This is a genomic window from Gemmatimonas sp. (assembly GCF_021298855.1).
In the GTDB taxonomy this organism is placed as follows: Bacteria; Gemmatimonadota; Gemmatimonadetes; order Gemmatimonadales; family Gemmatimonadaceae; genus Gemmatimonas.
This window is the reverse complement of record NZ_JAJTHI010000039.1, coordinates 55,964-75,503: the sequence shown is the minus strand read 5'-3', so window position 1 is coordinate 75,503 and position 19,540 is coordinate 55,964. Positions and strand designations below refer to the sequence as shown.

Sequence of the window (19,540 nt, the reverse complement as noted above, 5' to 3'; positions counted from 1 at the left end):
CTTACCCTTTACGCCCTTCCCGCCGCCGTAGGCGGCGCCCCCCTCCAGCAGTTCGCCGTCGGCCGCCGTATACCTCCGATGCTCCCACTTCGTTTCGCTTTCGCCGCAGCGGTCGGTCTGCTCACCAGCACCACCGTGGCCCGTGCCCAGCGCTCGGTCCAGGTCAATGGCGTGGACCACCGCGTGTACCGCACGTCGCGCAACATCACCCTCGACGGCCGGTTCAGCGAACCGGATTGGGCGCAGGCCGACTCCATTACCGATTTCCGGCAGAAAGACCCGGTGGAGGGGGCGCCGAGTACCGAGCGCACGGTGGTGCGTCTGCTGGCCACGCCAGACGGGCTGGCCATCGGATGGTCGCTCTACGACTCCGACGCCCGCAACATCGTACGCTCGCAGGTGCGCCGCGACGCCGAGCTGCGCAGCGACGACTACGTGAGCATGGGCATTGACGGGCTGCACGACCGACGGAGCGCCTTCTACTTTCGCACCAATGCCAACGGCGCCCTGTGGGACGGCGAGCACGTGGATGTGGAAACCGGCAACGAAAGCTGGGACGGCGTGTGGGACGTGCGTACCTCCATCACCAGCGAAGGCTGGTTTGCGGAGATGCTCATTCCGTGGGCCACCCTGCGCTACGCCGAGGGCGACAGCGTGATGGGGATGAACTTCCGGCGCTTCATGCCGCGCAAGAATGAGGAAACGCTGTGGCGGGCCTGGCGGCGCACGGAGGGGCTGCGATTCCTCGAGAAGGAGGGGATCATTGGCAATCTGGACGGACTGCCCCGCCGCCCGCGTATCGAAGCACGACCCTATGTGTCCGGCGAGTCGCGGCTGGCCGAGCGGCGGTTCTTCAGTGTGCGCGGCGATACGCTGCTTTCCCCGTCGCTCCTCGACGGTGGCATCGGGCTCGACCTCAAGGCGCCCATCACCAACACCATCACCGCCGACATCACCATCAACCCCGATTTCGCGCAGGCCGAGGTGGACCGGCAGATCGTGAATCTTACGCGCTTCCCGCTGTTCTTCCCCGAGCAGCGGCCGTTTTTCACCGAAGGGTCGGCCATCTTCGATTTCGGCCGCCCGCGCGAAACGCAGATGTTCTACTCGCGCCGCGTGGGGCTGGGTGCCAACGGCAATCCGGTCACCATTCCGTTCGGGGTGCGTATGCAGGGGCGGGCGGGCAGCCGTCAGGTAGGCTTTCTGGCGGCGCGCACGGCGGGTGATGAAAAGACCACGAATGCCGTGTTGCGCGTGCGGCAGGACCTGCTGGGGCGCGGCTTCATCGGCGCCATGGGCACGTTTGCCGGCGAAACGGGGCGGCCGGCAAGCACCACCGGCGGCATCGACTTTTCGCTGCCGTACATCGTGCAGGGCGGGCAGAATCTCGTGTTCCTTGGCAACGCCGCGTGGAGCCGGGACAGTGCGGGCGGGCAGGTAGGTGGGCACTACCGCTTCGTGATCGACTATCCCAACGACAATGCGGATCTGGTCGTGCGGTTCGACCGCATCGAGGCGGGATACGACCCGGCGCTTGGGTTCGTCGCCCAGCGCGGCATTCATCGCCTCGGCGGCAACATGCAGATCACCCCCCGTCCCAAGCAGCGCAGCCGGTACATCCGGCGCTACGAGTTCAACCTGCTGAGCTACGATGTGGTGTGGGGCATCGAAGGCGGACTCGACAACGCGTCATTCGGCGTCAAACCGTTCGGCATTCAGTTTCAGAACGGCGACCGGGTGGAGGCGTTCGTACGGCGGCGCTTCGACGCGCCCGACCGGGCCTTCTCGCTCTTCACCGACGCCACGGTCACTCCCGGGCAATACTGGTGGACCCGCAGTGAAGTGCAGTATCAGGGGGCGGAGGCGCGGGCGGTGCGCGCGACCTTCTCGGCCAGTAGCGGCAACTTCTACAATGGGCGGTCGAACGATCTGTCGGCCAGTCTGCGCGTACGCAACGCCCCGCACGTGCTGCTGTCCATCGATGGGCAGGTGTCCGACGTCTCGCTGCCGAATGCGCGATTCACTGCCAACACGGTGCGGTTGCGCGCCGACTACGCATTCAATCCGCAGCTCAACACGACGGTGTTCGCGCAGTGGGACAACCAGTCGGAGCGGGCCAGTACCAATGCGCGACTGCGGTGGACCCTGAAGCCCGGCAGCGACCTCTACGTGGTGTGGAACAGCGGCTGGCAGACGGGGCTGGAACGCCCCATCGTGTGGACGCGTCCAAGTCGAGGCGGACTGGTGGCCAAGTACGTGTACTTCTTCCGGGCCTAGGGGGGAGCGCCGCCGTTGGCGGCGGGAGAAGCGTTGAGTGGGAGGGCGTAAGGGGTTGCCCCCCAACCACACGGCGCCAGCAGGAGAAGCGTTGAGTGGGAGGGCGTAAGGGGTTGCCCCCCAACCACACGGCGCCAGCAGGGGAAGCGTCTAGTGCGAGGGCGTAAGGGGTTGCCCCCCAACCACACGGCGCCAGCGGAGACGGCCTGCGCCGTACAGTCAGGTGGCAACTCGTAACGCCCGTCCCTTAACGCAGTTTCGCGCAGCCCCCCGCAGCCCCTCCGCAGCTCCCGCCGAGTTCGTGTCTGGGTCCCCCTCACGTGCGGTCGGAGTAATCACCGATTCGCCGCGCGTTGCACGGTCGCATGTTGTCGGCATTCGCGAGGGTCCCCGCACTTACACCCCGACTGCCGTACAGGAGGCCGTATGTCCACGTTGACCAGAAAAGTCCCGAGCCCGCGCGTTGCCGACGACGTGTTTTCCAGCTATTTGCGTCGCATGTTCGACGACCCGTTCACCCTTGCCTCCAATGGCAGCTGGATGCCGGCGGTGGAGGTGTCGGAGACGAACGAGGTGATGGTGCTCACGGCCGAGCTGCCGGGCATCGAGGAAAAGGCGCTCAAGATCACGATCGACAACAACGTGCTCACGATTGCCGGGGAGAAGGAGCAGGAACTGACCGACTCGCCCCCGGCGAAGAACTACTACCTGTCGGAGCGCTTCTATGGTGCGTTCCAGCGGTCGTTCGCCCTGCCGCGCACGGTCGACATGGACCACATCACGGCCAGCTTCGACAAGGGCATTCTCACGGTCACGCTGCCCAAGTTGCCGCAGGCGAAGGGCAAGGTGATCGCGGTGACGGGGCGGTAGGTGGCGAAGTGGCGGGGTGAGGCATAGTCTGAACGATCCTCTTTCCCCGAATTCATGCATCGAGCGTGTCTGAAGGCCATGCACTGGCGGCTGGCGGGAGTCCTGCTCCTGTCGGCCGCTTGTGCGCGCACCCCGTCACCCCCTGCCGCGACGCCCCAGGTCTCAGCGTCTGCCCCTGGAGCATCCACCGGTCGTGGCACCCTGTTCATCGTGGGGGGCGGCACGCAGCCGCTCTCGCTGGTACAGGATTTCGTGACCCGCGCCGGTGGAGCGAAGGCGCGGATCGTGGTGTTTGCCATGGCGAGTGCGTCGGGAGAGCGCAGCGGCGAGTCCAGCGCGGCGCGTTTTCGCACCATGGGCGCCGAGGCGCGCAACGTGTGGATCACCCGCGAGCAGGCCAATACCGACAGCGTGGCGCGGCTGCTCGATGGCGCCACGGCGGTGTGGTTCGGCGGCGGTGATCAGAACCGGCTCACCGCGGTGTTGCGCGGGACGCGCACCGAGCGGGCCATTCGCGCGCGCTACGAGGCGGGGGCGGTCATCGGGGGCACATCGGCCGGCGCGGCGGTGCTGTCCACGCCCATGATCACCGGCGATGAACTGGGCACACGGCGCGACACCAGCGAGGCCTGGACGCGCGTGGAGCGCGGCAGCGTGGCGGTGGACAGTGGCTTCGGCTATCTCACGACCGCCATCGTGGACCAGCACTTTCTGCGCCGCAAGCGGCACAACCGCCTGCTCAGCCTCGTGCTGGCCACGCCACCGCACCTGGGCGTGGGCATCGACGAAGGCACCGCCCTGATCGTGGAGCCCAACGGCCAGTGGCGCGTGGAAGGCGCGAGCGCCGTGCTCGTGGTGGATGCCCGAGAGGCCCAGCGCACCGCCGCCGCCGCGCCCGTGCTGGGCGCCGGTGGTGCCCGCCTGCACCTGCTTCCAGCCGGCAGCACGTTCAATCCTGCCACCGGTCGCGCGCAGTTGCCCCGCTGATCACCAGCTCGCGCGCCGGGAGAACGGTACGGCCGAACTCCCGGCCAATTCGGCCGCCCCCACGTCGGTCACTCAATCGCCCGGGGCGTCCCCGACTTCGCGACGCGTTGACCACCCCGCCAGTTGGCGAGCCACCGGGAGTTCGCGCACGCGAATGCCCGTCGCGGCGAAGATCGCGTTGGCGATCGCGCCACACGCGGGGGGGACGCCCGGTTCGCCGATCCCGCCCGGCAGGGCTTCGCTGTCGACAAGGTGCACGTCCACCATGCGCGGGGCGGCCCGCATGCGCGCCACCCCGTAGTCGCGGAAGTTCGACTGCACCACCCGTCCGTTGGCGAAAGTCACCTCGCTGGCCAGCACGTTGCTCATCGCCATGATCACCGCTCCCTCCATCTGCGCGCGCGCGCGGTCGGGGTTGGCGACGAACCCGGCATCGACCGCCACGGTGGCCCTGGGCACCAGCACGGTCCCGTCGGGGAGCACCTCCACCTCCACCACCACCGCCACGTACGAGAGGAAGCTGCGATGCACGGCAATGCCGCGCCCCTTTCCGCGCGGCAGGGCCGGGCCACGCCAGCCGCTCTTGTCGATCGCCAACTCCACCACGCGCCGGGCGCGTGCCGAGTCGAGCGGGTGGTCGGTCCAGTTCGCCCCGTAGTTGCTGGCGGGTTTCACGAGGCCCGCCGCAGAGAGATCCACGCGACGATCCAGCCCGATGAGCGACAGCAGGAACTGGGCAGGATCCTTCCCCGCCGCCCGCGCGAGTTCGTCGACGAACGAGCCGATCGCGAAGCCATGGTGGATGGCGTTCACGCTGCGAAACCACCCGATGCGCGTGTGGGCCACCGCCGGACAGATCTCCACCTGCAGATTGGGAATGTCGAATGGGAGGTCGCTCGCCCCGTTGGTGAGCTCGTCGGGCTCAGCGCCCGCCACGTTGGGGGCGAAGGTGGCGCCGATGGCGGGATAGGCCGACCGGTGGCGCCACGCGACCACCGTGCCGTTGGCGTCGAGTCCGGCCTCGAGGCGATGCGCCGCCGGCGAATGCAGGTAGGAGTGGCGGAGATCGTCTTCACGGGTCCATTGCACCCGGACCGGCGCCCCGACTTCTCGCGACAGATACGCCGCTTCACACACGAAGTCGGGCTTGGATTTCCGGCCGAACCCGCCACCTAGCAGCGTCACGTGCACCGTGACGTTCGCCACGTCGAGCTGGAGATACTGCGCAATCGTCTTGCGCGCATCCATTGGCGATTGGGTGGGGGCCCACACTTCGGCCTTGCCGTTCGCCACGCGGGCCACGGCCGCCAACGGCTCCATCTGCGCGTGCGCGAGGTGCGGCATGTAGTACTCCGCCGACACCCGCCTGGCGGCAGACGCGAGCCCGCGACCGACGTCGCCGCTGGTGCGTCCGGCCGCGCCGGGCTGGCGCACGGCCTGCTGCAGCGTCGCCTTGTAGGCCGTGCTGTTATACGAGGCGTTCGGGCCGTCGTTCCACGTGATGCGCAGCGCGTCGCGCCCCTTCATGGCGGCCCAGGTGTTGGCCGCGATGACGGCCACCCCGCCCAGCGGCAGATAGCCACCGGGCATCGGCGAGGCCGGAATGCGGACAATGCGTTCGACGCCCGGTACGGTGCGGGCGAGCGCATCATCGACCGTCGCCACGGTACCGCCCCACACCGGCGGCCGCGCGATGACGGCCACCTTCATGCCGGGCAGCGACACGTCGGCACCGTACACGGCCGTCCCGGTCGTCATCGGGACGAGGTCGATCGACGGCATGCGCTTTCCCTGCCACCGGCGCTCGGCCGGCGACTTGATCCGCACGCGCGACGCCGACGGCATGGCCACCGTACGGGCCGTCGCCACCAGCGCGCCGAACGCCTTCGTGCGGCCGCTGGTGACGTGCACGACATCGCCGTTCCTCGCGCGGACCTGTGCCGCGGGCACGCCCCACTCGGCGGCGGCGGCATCCTCGAGCAGGGCGCGTACGGTCGCCCCCGCCTCTCGATACTTGGCCAGGAAGTCGCGGATGCTGGTGGACCCATCGGTGTTCTGGCTGCCGTACTTCGGCTCGTCGCCGTCGGCCTGTACGACACGGCACTTGCTCCAATCGGCTTCCATTTCGTCGGCGATGATCATGGGCATGGTCGTGCGAATGCCCTGACCCATCTCCGACCGGTGACAGATGATCGTGACCGTCCCGTCTTCATCGAGGCGCACGTAGGCGTGCGGTTCCCACGGCTCCGCGCGGTCGTCGGCGTGGTCAACGGTGAAGCCCCCGCTGGACGCCTCGAGCCGCCGCACACCCACCGCGCTGGCCGCCACCAGCAGGCCACCGGTGCCCAGCAGCTTGAGGAAATCGCGTCGCTGCGGATGGCGCGTGCCATCGCCGCGCCCCTCGGGGAGTGGACCGGCGTCGCCAGGATTCACCGGGGGCAACGCCAACCACGGGAGACTCCGGCGCGCGCTCATCGCGACTGCTCCGCCGCGGCCTTGATGGCCGCCCGGATTCGCGGGTAGGTCCCGCAGCGGCAGAGGTGCCCGGTCATGGCCGCGTCGATCTCGGCATCACTTGGCGTGCGGGTGCGCGCGAGCAGCGTGGCGGCCTGCATGATCTGCCCGGCCTGGCAAAAGCCGCACTGCGGGACATCGATGGTGCGCCACGCCTGCTGCAGCGGATGCGCGCCGTCGGGGTGCAATCCTTCGATGGTAGTGACCGCGGCTCCCTCGAGCGTCTGCATGCGCCGCTGGCAGGCCCGCACGGGAGCCCCGTTTACGTGCACCGTGCAGGCACCACACTGTGCGATGCCGCATCCATACTTGGTGCCCGTGAGCGCGAGTTCGTCGCGCAGGTACCAGAGCAGGGGCATGGACGGATCACCCGCAAAGTGGCGACGCGTGCCGTTGACGGTGAGGGAGATGGGGGCGGCGGCCATGCGTACTCCGAAGGTGGGAGAGACGGGTTGCACCAACCCCTTGAGTCTGGGGTGGAAACCTCGCGCGCGTGAGGGGGGATTCCGCTCGCGGTGATCCTTCGCGCCGAGCCTGGAGCGTCCGCCCGCCACGACGGAAGCCGGCGTCGTCATTGGCGGGGGCCGGACATCAGCTGGTACCCGTGCGCACCACCGTTCCCCCCGAGGGCGCCGACACGTCCACGCGCACCTCTGGCGGGTGGAGCACAAAGCAGGTTGCGCCGCTGCCGCTCATGAGCGCCATGGCCACGTGGCCGTTGGCCCGCAGTCGCGCTGCTTCGTCGCGCAGCACCGGCAGCACCGCCGCCACGCCGGAATGGAGCGTCGGCACCACCTGCTCGAAATCGTTGGCCGCCAGCGACGCCACGCGCTTCCACGACGCAAACGCGTCCGGCGGGTAGGCCCAGGCGCGTACCGACTCCCCGCTCGCCTCGCGCGCCCGGGCGAACGCCCCGTACGCCGCCCCCGTGTTTACCCCCTCGGCGAAGGTCACCAGCGTGACCGCCATGGGAGGCAGCGGGGGGAGCGGCAGCAGCCGGTCACCGCGCCCCCACGCCCAGGCCAGCGGGATGTCGCACACCATGAACGGCACATCGGCGCCCAGCGACCCGGCAATTTCCTGCAGCCGCGCCGCGCCCAGCGGCTTCGGGCACAGCGCCTCGAGGGCACGCAGGACCGCAGCGGCATCGGCGCTGCCGCCACCGAGTCCTCCGCCCACGGGAATGTGCTTCTCGATGGCAATCTGCCACCCCGTCTGCCAGTTGGCGGCATCGCAATAGGCGGTGGCTGCGCGCCACGCGAGGTTCTGCTCCGGGGGGCCCAGCCCCAGCGGCGGCATGCCCGGGCCGTCACACTGCAGCACGCCCGGATGGTCGTTCACCGCCACGGACACCCGGTCGTGCAGGTCGAGTCGCTGGAAGAGGGTTTCGATACCATGGTAGCCGCCTGCTTCGCGCGCCAGGATGCGCAACAGGAGATTGACCTTGGCATGGGCGCGTTCGACGCGCAGGGGACCGGAGGAAAAGGCGCTCACGCTGTCGGGGAGAGAGTCGGGTCGAACGATACGACGGTCAGCGAGCCTGCGCCTGCGTCACGTCGCGCACACGAAGGCCCACGCGCGCGAAGTACAGCGCGCCAAGCACGGTGATGGGCACGAAGGTGAGCAGGTGGTAGCCCAGCGCCCAGCTCACCGCGAGCTCCTTGGGCACGCCATACACGGTGAGCCCCACACTGGCCGCCGCTTCGAACACCCCGAAGAAGCCGGGCGAACTGGGCACGGCCACGCCAATGGCCAGCACGCCCTGCAGGAACAGCGCGGCGCTGAGCGGCGCCTCGATCCCCACCGCTTCGAACCCCAGCCAGAGCGCCAGCGCGTGGGTAAGCCAATGCAGCAGCGTCCAGCCGAAGACGGCGGCAAAGCGTCGCGTGTCGCGCAACACGGCGAGACTGCCCACGCCCAGTTCCACGAAGCCCACAATGAGGTCGCGGCGCGCCGGCAGCAGCCGGCCGGCCACCCGGCTGGCGAGCCCCACCACGAACTGCGGACGCAGCACGATCACGTAGCACACCGCGAGCGCCGCCCCCACGAGCGCCACCCCGCCCACCGCCACATCGCTCATGGAACGGCCGGCGATGGTGGCCCCGGGAGGGAACTGCGGGTCGAGCATGGCGGCGAACATGAGCAGGAACACCACCAGGGCGTCGAAGATGCGATCGACGGCGAGCGAGCCGAGGGCGCTCGTCATGGCCACGGCGGGCACTTCGCGTGAAAGGGCGAAGGCGCGCGCAAACTCGCCGGCGCGCAGGGGAAACACATTGTTCATCATCATGCCGATGGCGGTGCTGCGCCACAGCGGGCCAAAGGGCAGGCGCCCCGCCACCGGCTCGAGAATGGGGCGCCATTTGCGCGCCCGCATGGGAAAAATGCTGGTGCCGACGATCGTGCACAGGGCGAAGAGCCAGACATTCGCCTCACGCAACACGTTCCAGACGGCATCGAGGGGCACGTCGCGCAACGTCCACCAGAGCAACAGGGCGCTCAGGAGGAACCCCACCACCGTCCGGCCTGGCTTCACGCGCGCGACCGGATCAGGTGGTGACTGCCAGGTCGAGCAGGTCGCTCAGCTCCTCGAACAGCGCGTGCGCTTCGGGTTGCGCAAGCGTGCCGCGCTTCCAGTGTACCTTGAGCTGGTCGCGGACCTCGCGCGCACGGCTCACGGCCGAGTGCCCGCGGTACAGCATGGTTTCAATGGACACGATGGCGGCCTCGGGGGCCGGTGCGCCGTTCCAGGTGAGGTTGGCCTGTTTCACCTGCGCCGCCAGCTGCGCGTCGGTGAGCTCGCGATTCATGAGCAGCTGCGCCACCGCCTGCACACCGGCGCGCTCCACGCCGCTGTCGAGCGGGGCGCGGGCCATGCGGGTCGCCAGCCCGGCAATGCTGGTGGCGCCGTAGCTGTCGGCCACATCGGCCAGCCCCAGCAGCGCCCGTCGCACGCCGTCGGTGAGCGCCAGTTGCGAGGGGCCCGCCTGACTGGTGGCCAGGGCCGCCGATTCGCGCGCCACGCCGTCGGCCGCGGCGGCGATGTCGCTCCGGAAGCGCTGCCCGATGGTGACGGCAGGCGTGGGGTTGCGCTGCACGATGGCCGGTAGCCCGTCGTCGGGGAAGAAGCGCGCAATGGGCTGCACCTGGAGTACGGGCGATTCGGCCGGCGACGTGGTGGCCAGATATCTGGCGGCCACCGAGGCCAGCGCCACCGACTGCGTGCGCGCACGGCGCTGGTCGGCGTCGGCCCAGACGGGCGCCCGGTCCACCAGCTGCCGCAGTTCGGCAATGGCGTCGCGCACGGCGAAATGCAGCCGCTGATCCCAGCGCAGTTCCCCGTCGCGCAATCCGGCCGCGAGGCGTTCGAGCGTGGAGGCGAAGTCGGGGAGCCCCTCGAGCCGCGTCATGGTGGCGCTGCCGCGCAGCGCCCGCGCACTGGTCAGAAACGACGACGGATCGGGCGCCTGCGCGTCCGCGAGCAGCTGTTCGAGCCGGTCAAGGTACTCCGTGGCTTCCTTCTGGAAGAACTCGAGCAGGGCCTGGGGTGCACTCATGCGTGCTGGAGATGAGGGGTGAGCAGACCGCGATCGTGGCACGACGCACGCGGAGAGGGGGCGATCAGAACCGGTCCGCTTCCCGGGCCTCGTCCATGGCCTCCCGCACTTCCCGCACCGCCGCATCAAGTCCGATAAAGATGGCGCGTCCGACGATCGCGTGCCCGATATTGAGCTCTTCGATCTCCGGAATGGCCGCCACCGGCCCCACATTGTCCACCGACAGCCCATGACCGGCGTGCACCGCAAGCCCCAGGGTGGCCCCCAGGGTGGCGGCACTCCGCAGGGCCTGCAGCGGCGCCGCCGACCCGGGATGGTGCGCATACGTGCCGGTGTGCAACTCGATGGCGTCGGCCCCCACGGCGTGCGACAGCCGCACCGCCGCCTCGTCGGGGTCGATGAACAGGCTGGTGCGGATGCCCACCTGTTTCAGGCGCGTCACGGCCGCCCGCACCGCCGTTTCGTGGCGCACCACATCCAGCCCACCCTCGGTGGTAATCTCCTCCCGGCGCTCCGGCACCAGCGTTACCTGAGCGGGCCGAAGTGTTTCGGCGAGGCGAAGCATGTCGTCGGTTATGGCACACTCCAGATTGAGCAGCGTCGTGACCGTGGCCGCGAGGCGCGTGATGTCGTCGTCCTGGATGTGCCGGCGGTCTTCGCGCAGGTGGGCCGTGATGCCATCGGCGCCAGCGCGCTCGCAGACGGTGGCGGCGGCAACCGGGTCGGGCGTGCGGCCACGCCGCGCCTGTCGCAGCGTCGCGACGTGATCGATGTTGACGTACAGTCGCTGGTATCGAAGAGCCATGGGCGGGGAGACGTAGGTGGCCTGTGGGCGATGATGGTAGCTTACACCCATGCACAATCACACCGAAGGCAAGGAGGCCCTGGTGCGCAGCGCTCGAAATCTGAACTGGCTGGTGTTGGCGGGGGGGCTCCTCACGAGCGCCTGCGCCCGTCAGGCGGTTTCCACGGATCTGTCCATCCCCGGCGCGACCACCCCCTCGGTAGGCGCGGCTCCCACCACCGTCGGCGCGGCCTCGGGGCGCGCTGCCGTGGAAACGTTCCTCGCCGCGGTCAAGGCGCAGGACCTGCAGGGCATGTCGGGGCTCTGGGGCAACAGCAAGGGGCTGGCCCGGGACCAGCTCAAGCGGGACGAGCTGGAGAAGCGGCTCATCATCATGCAGTGCCTCATGCAGCACGACCGGGCCGTCTTCCTCGAGGAGCGGCCGCGGCTGCAGACCGGCGGCCGGCAGGAGCACCTGGTCACGCTCAGCAAAGGGAAGAACTCCGCCAACACCGTCATCACCACCATCGTGGGGCCCGAGGGACGGACGCTGGTGGAAGACGTGGACGTGAGCAAACTGCGCGACTTCTGCAGCTAGCCCCGCAGGGCGCCCTGTGCGGGCTGGACAGGCGGACTAGTATTCGGACAGTTCCACGAGCACCCCGCCTGTCGCGCTCGGATGGAGAAACGCGATGCGTTTCCCTTCCGCGCCGATGCGTGGGGTTTCGTCGATAAGCCGGAGACCGGCGTCGCGGCACTTCTGCAGCATGCCGTCGAGGTCGTCCACGGCGAAGCACACGTGATGGATGCCGGGGCCACGCTTGGCGACGTACTTGCCAATGGGGGTGTCCTCAGCCTGCGCCTCGAGGAGCTCCACCAGCGATTCCCCCGAGGCCAGGCCAACGATGGTGGCCCCGTCGGAGTTGCCCAGCGGTACCTCCGGCATGTCCAGCACGTCACGCATGAAGGGGAGCAACTCGTCGATGGCGCGCACCGCAATCCCGATGTGGGCAATGCGGGTGCCGCGGCGAACGGATTCGGTCATGTCGGTCTTTATCTCGGATCGGGGTGGCGGACGCACAATTTTAATCCTGCAGCGGGACACGGACGCCGGAGACGGCGGCTCGTCCCACGGAGCACACGATGGCCAACGCAGTCGAAGTGAAGGACGACACGTTTGCAACCGAAATCGAACAGCAGCCTGGGCTGTCGGTGGTCGATTTCTGGGCAACCTGGTGCGCGCCATGCCGCATGATCGCTCCCATCGTGGAGCAGCTCGCGGTTGACTACGCGGGCAAGGTGAAGGTGGCCAAGCTCGACGTCGACAGCAATCAGCGGACCGCCGCGAAGTTCAACGTGCGGTCGATTCCCACCATCCTGTTCTTCAAGGACGGGAAGCTGGTGGATCAGGTGGTGGGGGCCGTGCCGCGCCCCGCGCTCGAGGCAAAGTTCAAGGAACACGCCTGAACCGCGTGCACCCCGACGCGGGGCACGAGGCCGGCGACGACGCATCCGCCCACGCCCACGCGGCGTCGGTGGCGCTGGCCGACCGGGCGTCGGCCCTCTGGCCCCAGGCGGCAACGCCTGGGGCCGTGCACGTGGTGAGCACCCCCATTGGACACCTGGCGGATATCACCCTGCGCGCCCTGGCCGTGTTGCGTCAGGCCGCGGTGATCTGCTGCGAAGACACGCGCCACGCGCGGCCGCTCCTCGACCGCTACGGCATTGGCACGCCCACCTTCGCCCTGCACGAGCACAACGAGGCCAGCGCCGTGCCGCGCCTCCTCGAACGGCTGCGAGCCGGTGACGCCGTGGCCATCATCAGCGACGCTGGCACCCCGCTGGTCTCCGACCCCGGGGGGCGCCTGGTGGCTGCCGCAAGCAACGCGGGCCTGCGCGTCATTCCCATTCCCGGGGCATCGGCCACCCTCGCCGCCCTGGTAGCGAGCGGGTTGGCGGCACACCCCTTCACGGTGCTCGGCTTTCCCGACCGCAAGGGCAAGGGGCGCGAGGACACCCTCGCGCTCGCCGCCCGCCTCCCCCATGCGGTGGTGCTCTTCGAGTCCCCCAACCGGCTGGTGGACACGCTGCGTGACCTGGCGGCCATTGCGGGTCGCGAGCGGCGGGTGGCGGTGGCGCGCGAACTCACCAAGCACTTCGAGGAAATCCGGCGCGGAACGCTCGAGGAGGTCGCCGCGTATTACGAAGCGGTGCCCCCACGTGGGGAAATCGTGTTCGTGCTCGACGGCGCGACGGCCGCGGAACCCACGGAAGACGGCCTGCGTGCCACCGCAGCAGCAATGCGGGAGCAGGGCTTCCGCCCGCGGGACATCGTTCGCATGCTCATGGACGAACACGGCGCCAGCCGCAACCTCGCCTATCGTCTCGCCCACGACACCTAGCCGGTCCCGCATGCGCGTCACGCAGCGCTCGTCCCGTTTCCTCCTGCTCGCTGCGTGCGTTGCCCTCCCCATGGGGCTGCTCGCGGCGCGACCGCCGCAGGGGGGCGCGTTACCCGTCGCGTCGGCGGGCCCGGGGCGGCTGGCCATTGCCCGGCTGCAGTACGAGGGCGGGGGCGACTGGTACGCCAATCCGTCCAGCCTGCCCAACCTCATTCGGGCCATCGCCGAGCGCACGGCGCTCCCCATCGAGCGCACCGAAGCCAAGGTCACCCTCACCGACTCGGCGCTCTTCGACTTCCCGTTTCTGCACGCCACCGGGCATGGCGAAATGAAGCTGAGCGAGGTGGAGGTGCGCCGGCTGCGCGAGTACCTCACCCGCGGCGGCTTCCTGCACGTGGACGACAACTACGGCCTCGACGAAAGTTTCCGCCGCGAGATCGCGCGGGTCTTCCCCGACCGGCCGCTGGTGGAGGTGCCCTTCTCGCACCCCATCTACCGCATCGTTTACGACTTTCCGACCGGGCCGGTCAAGGTGCACGAACACGACGGCAAGCCGGCCAAGGGCTACGGTATCTTCATCGGCAATCGTCTGGCGCTCTACTACACGTTTTCCGCCGACCTGGGCAACGGATGGGAAGACGTCGGCACCTACCCCGATCCGCCGGCGCTGCACGAGCAGGCGCTGCGCCTCGGCATCAATCTCTTCACGTATGCGGTGACCAGCCGCGTGCAACCGTGACCCGCGCATGACCGCACCCGCTCTTGGCGGCCTCCCCGGCCTCTCGTCGGCGTCCGGCGCGCCAGCCGGGCGCGCCCTTGGTACGCGCCTCGACGAGCAGCGCCATGCCCTGGCCGTGCGAGGTACCGCGGCGTCGGTGCTGCTGGCCCTGGCGCTGCTCGCCACCATGGTGGCGCTGTCGGCGCTCCTGCTGGCCAGCGGCCGCTGGATCGACCTCCCCGCCGCGCTGCCGTTGTTGCTGGCGGTGATGGCGGTGAGTGCAGCGGCGGCCACCTTCCTGTGGCGTCACCGGCACCTGCAGCGTCGCCTCACCCGCGAAGCCCTGGCGGCCGCCGTGGAACGCGAGCAGCGGCTGCGCGAAGGATCGCTGCGCGGGGCGCTCGAAGTCGCGGCCACGGGTGCCCTGGGCGCTCGCGCCGCCGACGATGTGGCGGGCCGCCTGGTGCCGGGTACACTGACTCCCGAACTGGTCGCGGGCGCCTCACGGGCGCTGCTGCTGGCGGGCGGCGCCGCCGTCATTGGTGCGGCAGCGTTGTTCGCGTCGGCGCGCGTGGCCCCCGACGGGCTGGCCGCCGTGCTGCAGCCCGTGAGCGCGTGGCGCGGTACCCTTCTGCCGGCGCTCGCCTTCGACGGGCTGAGCCCGCGCGTACCGCGTGGCATGCCGGTCACCCTGACCGTGGTGGCCAGTGGCCGCCACCGCATTACCGTGTCGTGGCGCGCCGAGGGCGAGCCGTGGCGCGACAGTGTGCTGGCGGTCCCGAACGAGGGCCGGGTGACGCTCGCGCTGGGCGCCGTGCGTGCGGCGACCGCCATTCGCGTGAACGACGGCCGCTCCCCCGAGCTCTCGGCCGCGCTGGTGGTGGAAGAGCGTGGCTGGATTGGCGATGTCGCGCTGCGCGCCCTGTACCCCGCGTATCTGGGGCGCGCCGACGAAACGCTGGAGCCGGTGCCACCACTGCGGGTGCCGCGCGGCACCCGCATTCGCGTGCGGGTCATGCTGCGGGGCGGTGCGCGCGATGCGCAGTTGAGCGATGGGCAGACGAGCGTGCCGCTCGTGGCGGCCGCGATCGCCGGTGATGGGGTGCCTGCCGAAGCGGTGTTTACCGTGGACCGGGACGGCACGTGGGGATGGCGTGCCAGCGCGACCCCGCGCGCCGACGGCGCGGTGCTCCCTCCCGAGCTGCCCGACTCGCTCCCCTTCACGGTGATCCCCGATCAGGCCCCCGAGGTGCAGATCGTGGCGCCGGCCACCGACACCGCCATCGGGCCCACGGGTGACGTGCCGGTCCTGGTGGATGCCGGTGACGATCACGGCGTGGCACGCGTGCATCTGGTGGTGTGGAAGGAAACGGCGAGCGGCGCCGGCACCATTCGCCGGGAGCGCGTGGAGGTGGCCACCCCCCAGTCGCCGGTGTTTCAGGGTGGGGCCACCCTGTCGCTCGACGGTCGCGGCCTCGAGCCGGGCGACCGCCTCCATGTGACGGCGGTGGCCACCGATGATTCGCCGTGGGCGCAGCAGGCCCAAAGCGCCGAGATCGTGCTGCGCATGCCCACCCTCAGCGAGCAGCGCGCCATGGCGCGCTCGCTCGCCGACTCGCTGGCCGCCAAGGCGCAGCAGCTGGCGCAGCAGGAGCGACGGCTCCAGCAGAACACCGCCGACGCCTCGCGCAGTCGCGATCTCAAGGCTACCACTGGTGATCAGGCCACCAAGGGACAGCAGAACGACGCCAGCAAGGCCATGAGCTTCTCGCAGGCCGAAAAGGCCAGGCAGCTGGCGCGTGAGCAGCAGCAGCTGTCGGCCAAGGTCGACTCCCTGCGCATGAACGCCAAGGAGCTCGAATCGCGCCTCAAGAACGCGAACGCGCTGGACACCACGCTGGCGTCGCGCATGCGCGACATCCAGAAGATGCTGCGCGACGCCATGACCCCCGAGATGCAGAAGCAGCTGGAGGAGCTCAACAAGAACTCCGACCGGCTGAGCGGCACGCAGGCACAGCAGAGCATGCAGCAGCTGGCCGAAGCGCAGAAGCAGATGCGCGAGCAACTCGAACGCAGCGCCGAGATGCTCAAGCGCGCGGCGCTCGAGGGGGCCATGCAGACGCTGCGCGACGACGCCAGCGAGCTGGCGAAGGCGCAACAGCAGGCCGCCGATCGCATGGACGGCAAGGCCCCGAAGGGCGAGGCGCGACCGGGGGAGAAGGGCACACCCCAGGGACAGCGGCCGCAGGACGACCCGCGGGCGCTGGCCGATCGGTCACGCGATCTCGAACGGGAGGTGCAGGCACTGGCCAAGCGGCTGGAGGAGGCAGGGGCCAAGCCCGGTGCCTCCAAGACGCGCGAAGCGCAGCCAGCCGCCAAGGAAGCGGCCGATGCCATGAGCCGCGCTGCGCAGATGGAGAAGGCTCAGCAACAGCAGGCGCAGGCCCAGCAGCAGAAGCCGCAGGGCCAGCAGGGGCAGCAGGGCCAGCAGGGCCAGCAGGGCCAGCAGGGCCAGCAAGGGCAGCAGGGCCAGCAGGGCCAGCAGGGCCAGCAGGGCCAGCAAGGCCAGCAAGGCCAGCAGGGCCAGCAGGGGCAGCAAGGGCAGCAGGGCCAGCAGGCCCAACAGGCGCGTCAGGCGGCCGATGCCATGGAACGCGCCGCGCAGCAGCTCTCGCAGGCGCGTGACGCTCAGGTGAATGCGTGGAAGGGCGAGCTGTCAGACCAGCTCGATCAGTCCATCAACGAAACCATGCAGCTCGCCCGACAGCAGGCCGAGCTGGAAAAGAAAATGCGCCAGCAGGGGCAGCAGGGAGCCCAGGGGATGCAGGGGGAGCAGAGCGCCCTGCAGCAGGGGGTGCAGCAGGCGGCCGAACGGCTCGAGCAGGCCGGCCGGCAGTCGTCGCTCCTCTCGCAGCGGTCGCAGAAGCAGATGGCGGAAGCGCAGCGGCGCGTGCAGCAGGCCACGCAGGCCATGCAGCAGGCGGGGCAGGGGCAACCCGGCGGAACGGAGCAGGCGCAGAGCGCCATGAAGGATGCCAGCGAAGCCCTCAACCAGGCGCTCAGTTCCTTGGTGCGCGACCGGGAGCGCGTGAACAACGCCCAGTCGGCCTCGGGGTTCACCGAGATGATGGAGCAGCTCAAGCAGCTGGCGCAGCAGCAGGGGCAGCTCAACTCGCAGATGCAGGGGCTTAACATGATGCCCGGCGGCGCCAAGGGCGATCAGGCGCAGCAGCAGGCACGTGTGCTGGCGCGGCAACAACGGGAGGTCGCGCGCAGTCTCACCGATGTGTCCGACGCCGACCAGACGGGCCGCACCGATGCGTTGGCCAGAGAAGCGCAGCAGCTGGCACAGCAGCTCGAACGCAATGGTCTCGACCCGGCCGTGGCGGCGCGGCAGCAGCAGCTGTACCGTCGTCTGCTCGACGCTGGCCGCTTCCTCGAACAGGAGGAACGGGACGATCAGGGACCGCGGGAGGCCAAGGCCGGCAACGGCAACGGTGCCGTTGGCCGCGTGGATGGGCCACAGTCGGGGAAGGCCGGGAGCAAGTTCGCGCCGCCCACCTGGAACGACCTGCGCGGGCTCGGGCCCGATGAACGCCGGCTCGTGATCGAGTACTTCCGCCGACTCAATGGCACCACGCCACCGTAACGCCATCGTGCGCGCTCGGCGCGACGCGGCCCGGTGGTGCGCCGTTTCGCTCGCGGCCATCGCGGTGGCCGTCACGCCGGCCAGGAGTGCCGCGCAGCTCGCCACGGCGCAACCGGTACCGGCCGGCGCCGATGCGCTGGCGCGGGCGCTCGCCGCCGAGGATCGTCGCGATGTGGCGGCTGCCAGCGCGGCGTATCGGGAGGCGTTGCAGGGGGCGCTGACGCTCGGGTCCGCCGACGGCGATCGGGTGGCGCTCGCGCTGCTCGGCCTGGAGCGGGTGTGGGCCGACGCCGGCATGCTCGACTCCATCGTGCCGGTCGCGGCGCGGGTGCTGCAACTGCGCCCCACCGACCCCACGGCGCGTTCCGTGCAGCTGCGCACGCTGGTGACCATGGGGCGCGATGCCGAGGCGCGCGAGGCGTTCACCGCGTGGCGACGGGTCACCGGCAGCGAGGCCACGCCGTACCGCGAGTACGCCCGCCTGCTGCTGCAGCAGGGACGTGCCCGCGCTGCCGACAGCGTGCTCGCCGACGCAACGCGGCTCATGGGCGCTGCCGGGGCGCTCTCGGGGGAAACAGCACAATTGCACATCGCGCTGCAGCGCTGGGTGCCGGCGGCGCAGGCATTTCGCGATGCGCTCGCCGAGCAGCCCTGGCTGGAAACGGCGGCGCTGTTCGGGTTGCAGCGGGTCCCCGCAGCCACGCGTGACTCGGTCCGCACCGTGCTGCTGGCGCCGCCGGTCACGCTGCCGCCACGCCGGTTGCTTTCGTCGCTGGAGTTTGCGTGGGGCGAGCCGCGCCAGGCGTGGAGTGCCATAGCCACGCTGCCGGCCACCGACTCCACCACGGCGTCGTGGCGCAGCTTTGCCGAGCGGGCCGAGCTCAACGAGTCGTGGCTGATAGCGCGTGATGCCTGGCTGGCCGTGTTCGATCGCCTCGGCGACCTGGAATCGCAGCAGCGGGCCGCCGACGCGGCGTTGCGCGCCGGTGATGCCACGGGTGCCCTGGCGGTCGTTCGCCGCCGGTCGGTGGCGAATGGCAAGGCGGCCGACTCCGCACGGGTACACGCCCTGCTGGGACTCGAGATCGCGGCCCTGGGAGAATTGGGGCGCGGCGCCGAAGCCCAGCAGAAGCTGGCCGATGCCGCGAAGTCACTCGACCCCGATACGCGCGCGGCCCTCACACGCCCTCTCGTGGCCGCGTGGTTGCGCTCAGGCGATGTGGCGCGGGCGCGCACCGCCATGCAGGGCAGTGACCTGGCAGACGACGACGAAATGGCCGGTTGGCTCGCCCTCTACGACGGCGATGTGGTGAATGCCCGCAAGCGGCTCCTGCGCGCGGCGTCGAACCGACCGGAGCTGGTGGATGCCCTCGGCATTCTCGCGCGTACGCGGGTCGAGCAGCTCCCCGGGCTGGGCGAGGCCTTTGTGTTGCTCGCCCGGCGCGACTCGGCCGCCGCGGCCGCGCGGTTCGTGCGACTGGCCGATTCCGTGGGCGCCGCGGCGCCGGCGTTTCTGGCGCAGGGGGCGCGACTGAGCGCGCGCCCCGCCGCCCTCGCGTTGCACGAGCGCATCGTGCGGGACTTTCCCCGCAGTCCCGAAGCCCCCGAATCGCTGCTCGCCTGGGCACGCGCGTTGCGAGAGGGTGGAGACATGCCAGGTGCCGTGGCCCGGCTCGAACAGCTGCTGGTGGAGTACCCTACCAGTGCCCTGGCCCCGCAGGGGCGCCGGGAGCTGGAGCGGCTGCGCGGCACCATACCCCCGGCCTAGTCGGCGCCGCGCTC

The 19,540-nt window shown here is 70.1% G+C and carries 16 protein-coding genes; 9 read left to right on the top strand and 7 right to left on the bottom strand.

Translation table 11 applies throughout. The features are described from left to right. Nucleotides 1-78: 78 nt before the first annotated feature. From LW840_RS12500 to LW840_RS12490, 3 genes are all read left to right on the top strand, one after another. The gene (locus LW840_RS12500; protein WP_291266927.1) at nt 79-2,277 is read left to right on the top strand and encodes a DUF5916 domain-containing protein; all 2,199 of its coding nucleotides are present in this window, start codon (nt 79-81) and stop codon (nt 2,275-2,277) included. Between the two features lie 498 nt (nt 2,278-2,775). Then, nucleotides 2,776-3,147: an Hsp20/alpha crystallin family protein gene (locus LW840_RS12495; RefSeq protein WP_291277082.1), complete on the top strand. Its 372-nt coding sequence runs from the start codon at nt 2,776-2,778 to the stop codon at nt 3,145-3,147. A gap of 54 nt (nt 3,148-3,201) precedes the next feature. After that, nucleotides 3,202-4,134 (top strand): cyanophycinase, encoded by a 933-nt coding sequence (locus tag LW840_RS12490; RefSeq protein WP_291269758.1) that lies wholly within the window; start codon nt 3,202-3,204, stop codon nt 4,132-4,134. A 72-nt stretch (nt 4,135-4,206) separates the two neighbouring features. Here LW840_RS12490 and LW840_RS12485 read toward each other — a convergent pair whose 3' ends face one another. The 6 genes from LW840_RS12485 to LW840_RS12460 all read right to left on the bottom strand — a co-directional run bounded on the left by LW840_RS12485 (nt 4,207) and on the right by LW840_RS12460 (nt 11,010). After that, nucleotides 4,207-6,609 (bottom strand): molybdopterin cofactor-binding domain-containing protein, encoded by a 2,403-nt coding sequence (locus LW840_RS12485; RefSeq protein WP_291277081.1) that lies wholly within the window; start codon nt 6,607-6,609, stop codon nt 4,207-4,209. Next, nucleotides 6,606-7,073: a (2Fe-2S)-binding protein gene (locus LW840_RS12480; RefSeq protein WP_291277080.1), complete on the bottom strand. Its 468-nt coding sequence runs from the start codon at nt 7,071-7,073 to the stop codon at nt 6,606-6,608. The genes LW840_RS12485 and LW840_RS12480 overlap by 4 nt, the downstream gene beginning before the upstream one ends. Before the next feature lie 166 nt (nt 7,074-7,239). After that, nucleotides 7,240-8,142, bottom strand: a complete 903-nt coding sequence (gene ispE / locus LW840_RS12475) for a 4-(cytidine 5'-diphospho)-2-C-methyl-D-erythritol kinase (RefSeq protein WP_291277079.1) — start codon at nt 8,140-8,142, stop codon at nt 7,240-7,242. Between the two features lie 37 nt (nt 8,143-8,179). After that, nucleotides 8,180-9,184, bottom strand: a complete 1,005-nt coding sequence (locus LW840_RS12470) for a lysylphosphatidylglycerol synthase transmembrane domain-containing protein (RefSeq protein WP_291266922.1) — start codon at nt 9,182-9,184, stop codon at nt 8,180-8,182. Nucleotides 9,185-9,197: 13 nt separating this feature from the next. Then, a complete protein-coding gene (locus tag LW840_RS12465; protein ID WP_291262331.1) occupies nt 9,198-10,205 on the bottom strand; it encodes an Hpt domain-containing protein in 1,008 nt (335 codons plus the stop codon). Between the two features lie 64 nt (nt 10,206-10,269). Beyond that, nucleotides 10,270-11,010: a pyridoxine 5'-phosphate synthase gene (locus tag LW840_RS12460; protein WP_291262330.1), complete on the bottom strand. Its 741-nt coding sequence runs from the start codon at nt 11,008-11,010 to the stop codon at nt 10,270-10,272. Between the two features lie 49 nt (nt 11,011-11,059). On the opposite strand from LW840_RS12460, the gene LW840_RS12455 reads away from it, so the two are divergent. Continuing rightward, the gene (locus LW840_RS12455; protein ID WP_291262329.1) at nt 11,060-11,587 is read left to right on the top strand and encodes a hypothetical protein; all 528 of its coding nucleotides are present in this window, start codon (nt 11,060-11,062) and stop codon (nt 11,585-11,587) included. Nucleotides 11,588-11,623: 36 nt separating this feature from the next. On the opposite strand, the gene mce is transcribed toward LW840_RS12455, so the two are convergent. Next, nucleotides 11,624-12,034: a methylmalonyl-CoA epimerase gene (gene mce / locus LW840_RS12450; RefSeq protein WP_291262328.1), complete on the bottom strand. Its 411-nt coding sequence runs from the start codon at nt 12,032-12,034 to the stop codon at nt 11,624-11,626. Nucleotides 12,035-12,132: 98 nt separating this feature from the next. Here mce and trxA point away from each other — a divergent pair, with 98 nt between their 5' ends. From trxA to LW840_RS12425, 5 genes are read left to right on the top strand one after another with little or no spacing between them, the layout of a single operon-like run. Next, on the top strand, nt 12,133-12,456 hold the full coding sequence (gene trxA, locus LW840_RS12445) for a thioredoxin (protein WP_291262327.1): 324 nt from the start codon (nt 12,133-12,135) through the stop codon (nt 12,454-12,456). Nucleotides 12,457-12,461: 5 nt separating this feature from the next. Next, complete coding sequence (rsmI, locus tag LW840_RS12440; protein ID WP_291262326.1) at nt 12,462-13,391, top strand: 16S rRNA (cytidine(1402)-2'-O)-methyltransferase; 930 nt, start codon at nt 12,462-12,464, stop codon at nt 13,389-13,391. A gap of 10 nt (nt 13,392-13,401) precedes the next feature. Beyond that, nucleotides 13,402-14,130, top strand: a complete 729-nt coding sequence (locus LW840_RS12435) for a DUF4159 domain-containing protein (RefSeq protein WP_291262325.1) — start codon at nt 13,402-13,404, stop codon at nt 14,128-14,130. Nucleotides 14,131-14,137: 7 nt separating this feature from the next. Continuing rightward, on the top strand, nt 14,138-17,758 hold the full coding sequence (locus tag LW840_RS12430; RefSeq protein ID WP_291269761.1) for a DUF4175 family protein: 3,621 nt from the start codon (nt 14,138-14,140) through the stop codon (nt 17,756-17,758). Then, a complete protein-coding gene (locus tag LW840_RS12425; RefSeq protein ID WP_291277078.1) occupies nt 17,739-19,526 on the top strand; it encodes a hypothetical protein in 1,788 nt (595 codons plus the stop codon). The genes LW840_RS12430 and LW840_RS12425 overlap by 20 nt, the downstream gene beginning before the upstream one ends. The last annotated feature ends 14 nt before the right edge of the window (nt 19,527-19,540 follow it).

Excerpts from the sequence above, each read along its gene's own strand:
- LW840_RS12500 (WP_291266927.1), top strand. The coding sequence starts at position 79 with ATGCTCCCACTTCGTTTCGCTTTCGCCGCAGCGGTCGGTCTGCTCACC.
- LW840_RS12495 (WP_291277082.1), top strand. The coding sequence starts at position 2,776 with ATGTTCGACGACCCGTTCACCCTTGCCTCCAATGGCAGCTGGATGCCG.
- LW840_RS12490 (WP_291269758.1), top strand. The coding sequence starts at position 3,202 with ATGCATCGAGCGTGTCTGAAGGCCATGCACTGGCGGCTGGCGGGAGTC.
- LW840_RS12485 (WP_291277081.1), bottom strand. The coding sequence starts at position 6,609 with ATGAGCGCGCGCCGGAGTCTCCCGTGGTTGGCGTTGCCCCCGGTGAAT.
- LW840_RS12480 (WP_291277080.1), bottom strand. The coding sequence starts at position 7,073 with ATGGCCGCCGCCCCCATCTCCCTCACCGTCAACGGCACGCGTCGCCAC.
- LW840_RS12465 (WP_291262331.1), bottom strand. The coding sequence starts at position 10,205 with ATGAGTGCACCCCAGGCCCTGCTCGAGTTCTTCCAGAAGGAAGCCACG.
- LW840_RS12460 (WP_291262330.1), bottom strand. The coding sequence starts at position 11,010 with ATGGCTCTTCGATACCAGCGACTGTACGTCAACATCGATCACGTCGCG.
- LW840_RS12455 (WP_291262329.1), top strand. The coding sequence starts at position 11,060 with ATGCACAATCACACCGAAGGCAAGGAGGCCCTGGTGCGCAGCGCTCGA.
- mce (WP_291262328.1), bottom strand. The coding sequence starts at position 12,034 with ATGACCGAATCCGTTCGCCGCGGCACCCGCATTGCCCACATCGGGATT.
- trxA (WP_291262327.1), top strand. The coding sequence starts at position 12,133 with ATGGCCAACGCAGTCGAAGTGAAGGACGACACGTTTGCAACCGAAATC.
- LW840_RS12435 (WP_291262325.1), top strand. The coding sequence starts at position 13,402 with ATGCGCGTCACGCAGCGCTCGTCCCGTTTCCTCCTGCTCGCTGCGTGC.
- LW840_RS12430 (WP_291269761.1), top strand. The coding sequence starts at position 14,138 with ATGACCGCACCCGCTCTTGGCGGCCTCCCCGGCCTCTCGTCGGCGTCC.
- LW840_RS12425 (WP_291277078.1), top strand. The coding sequence starts at position 17,739 with ATGGCACCACGCCACCGTAACGCCATCGTGCGCGCTCGGCGCGACGCG.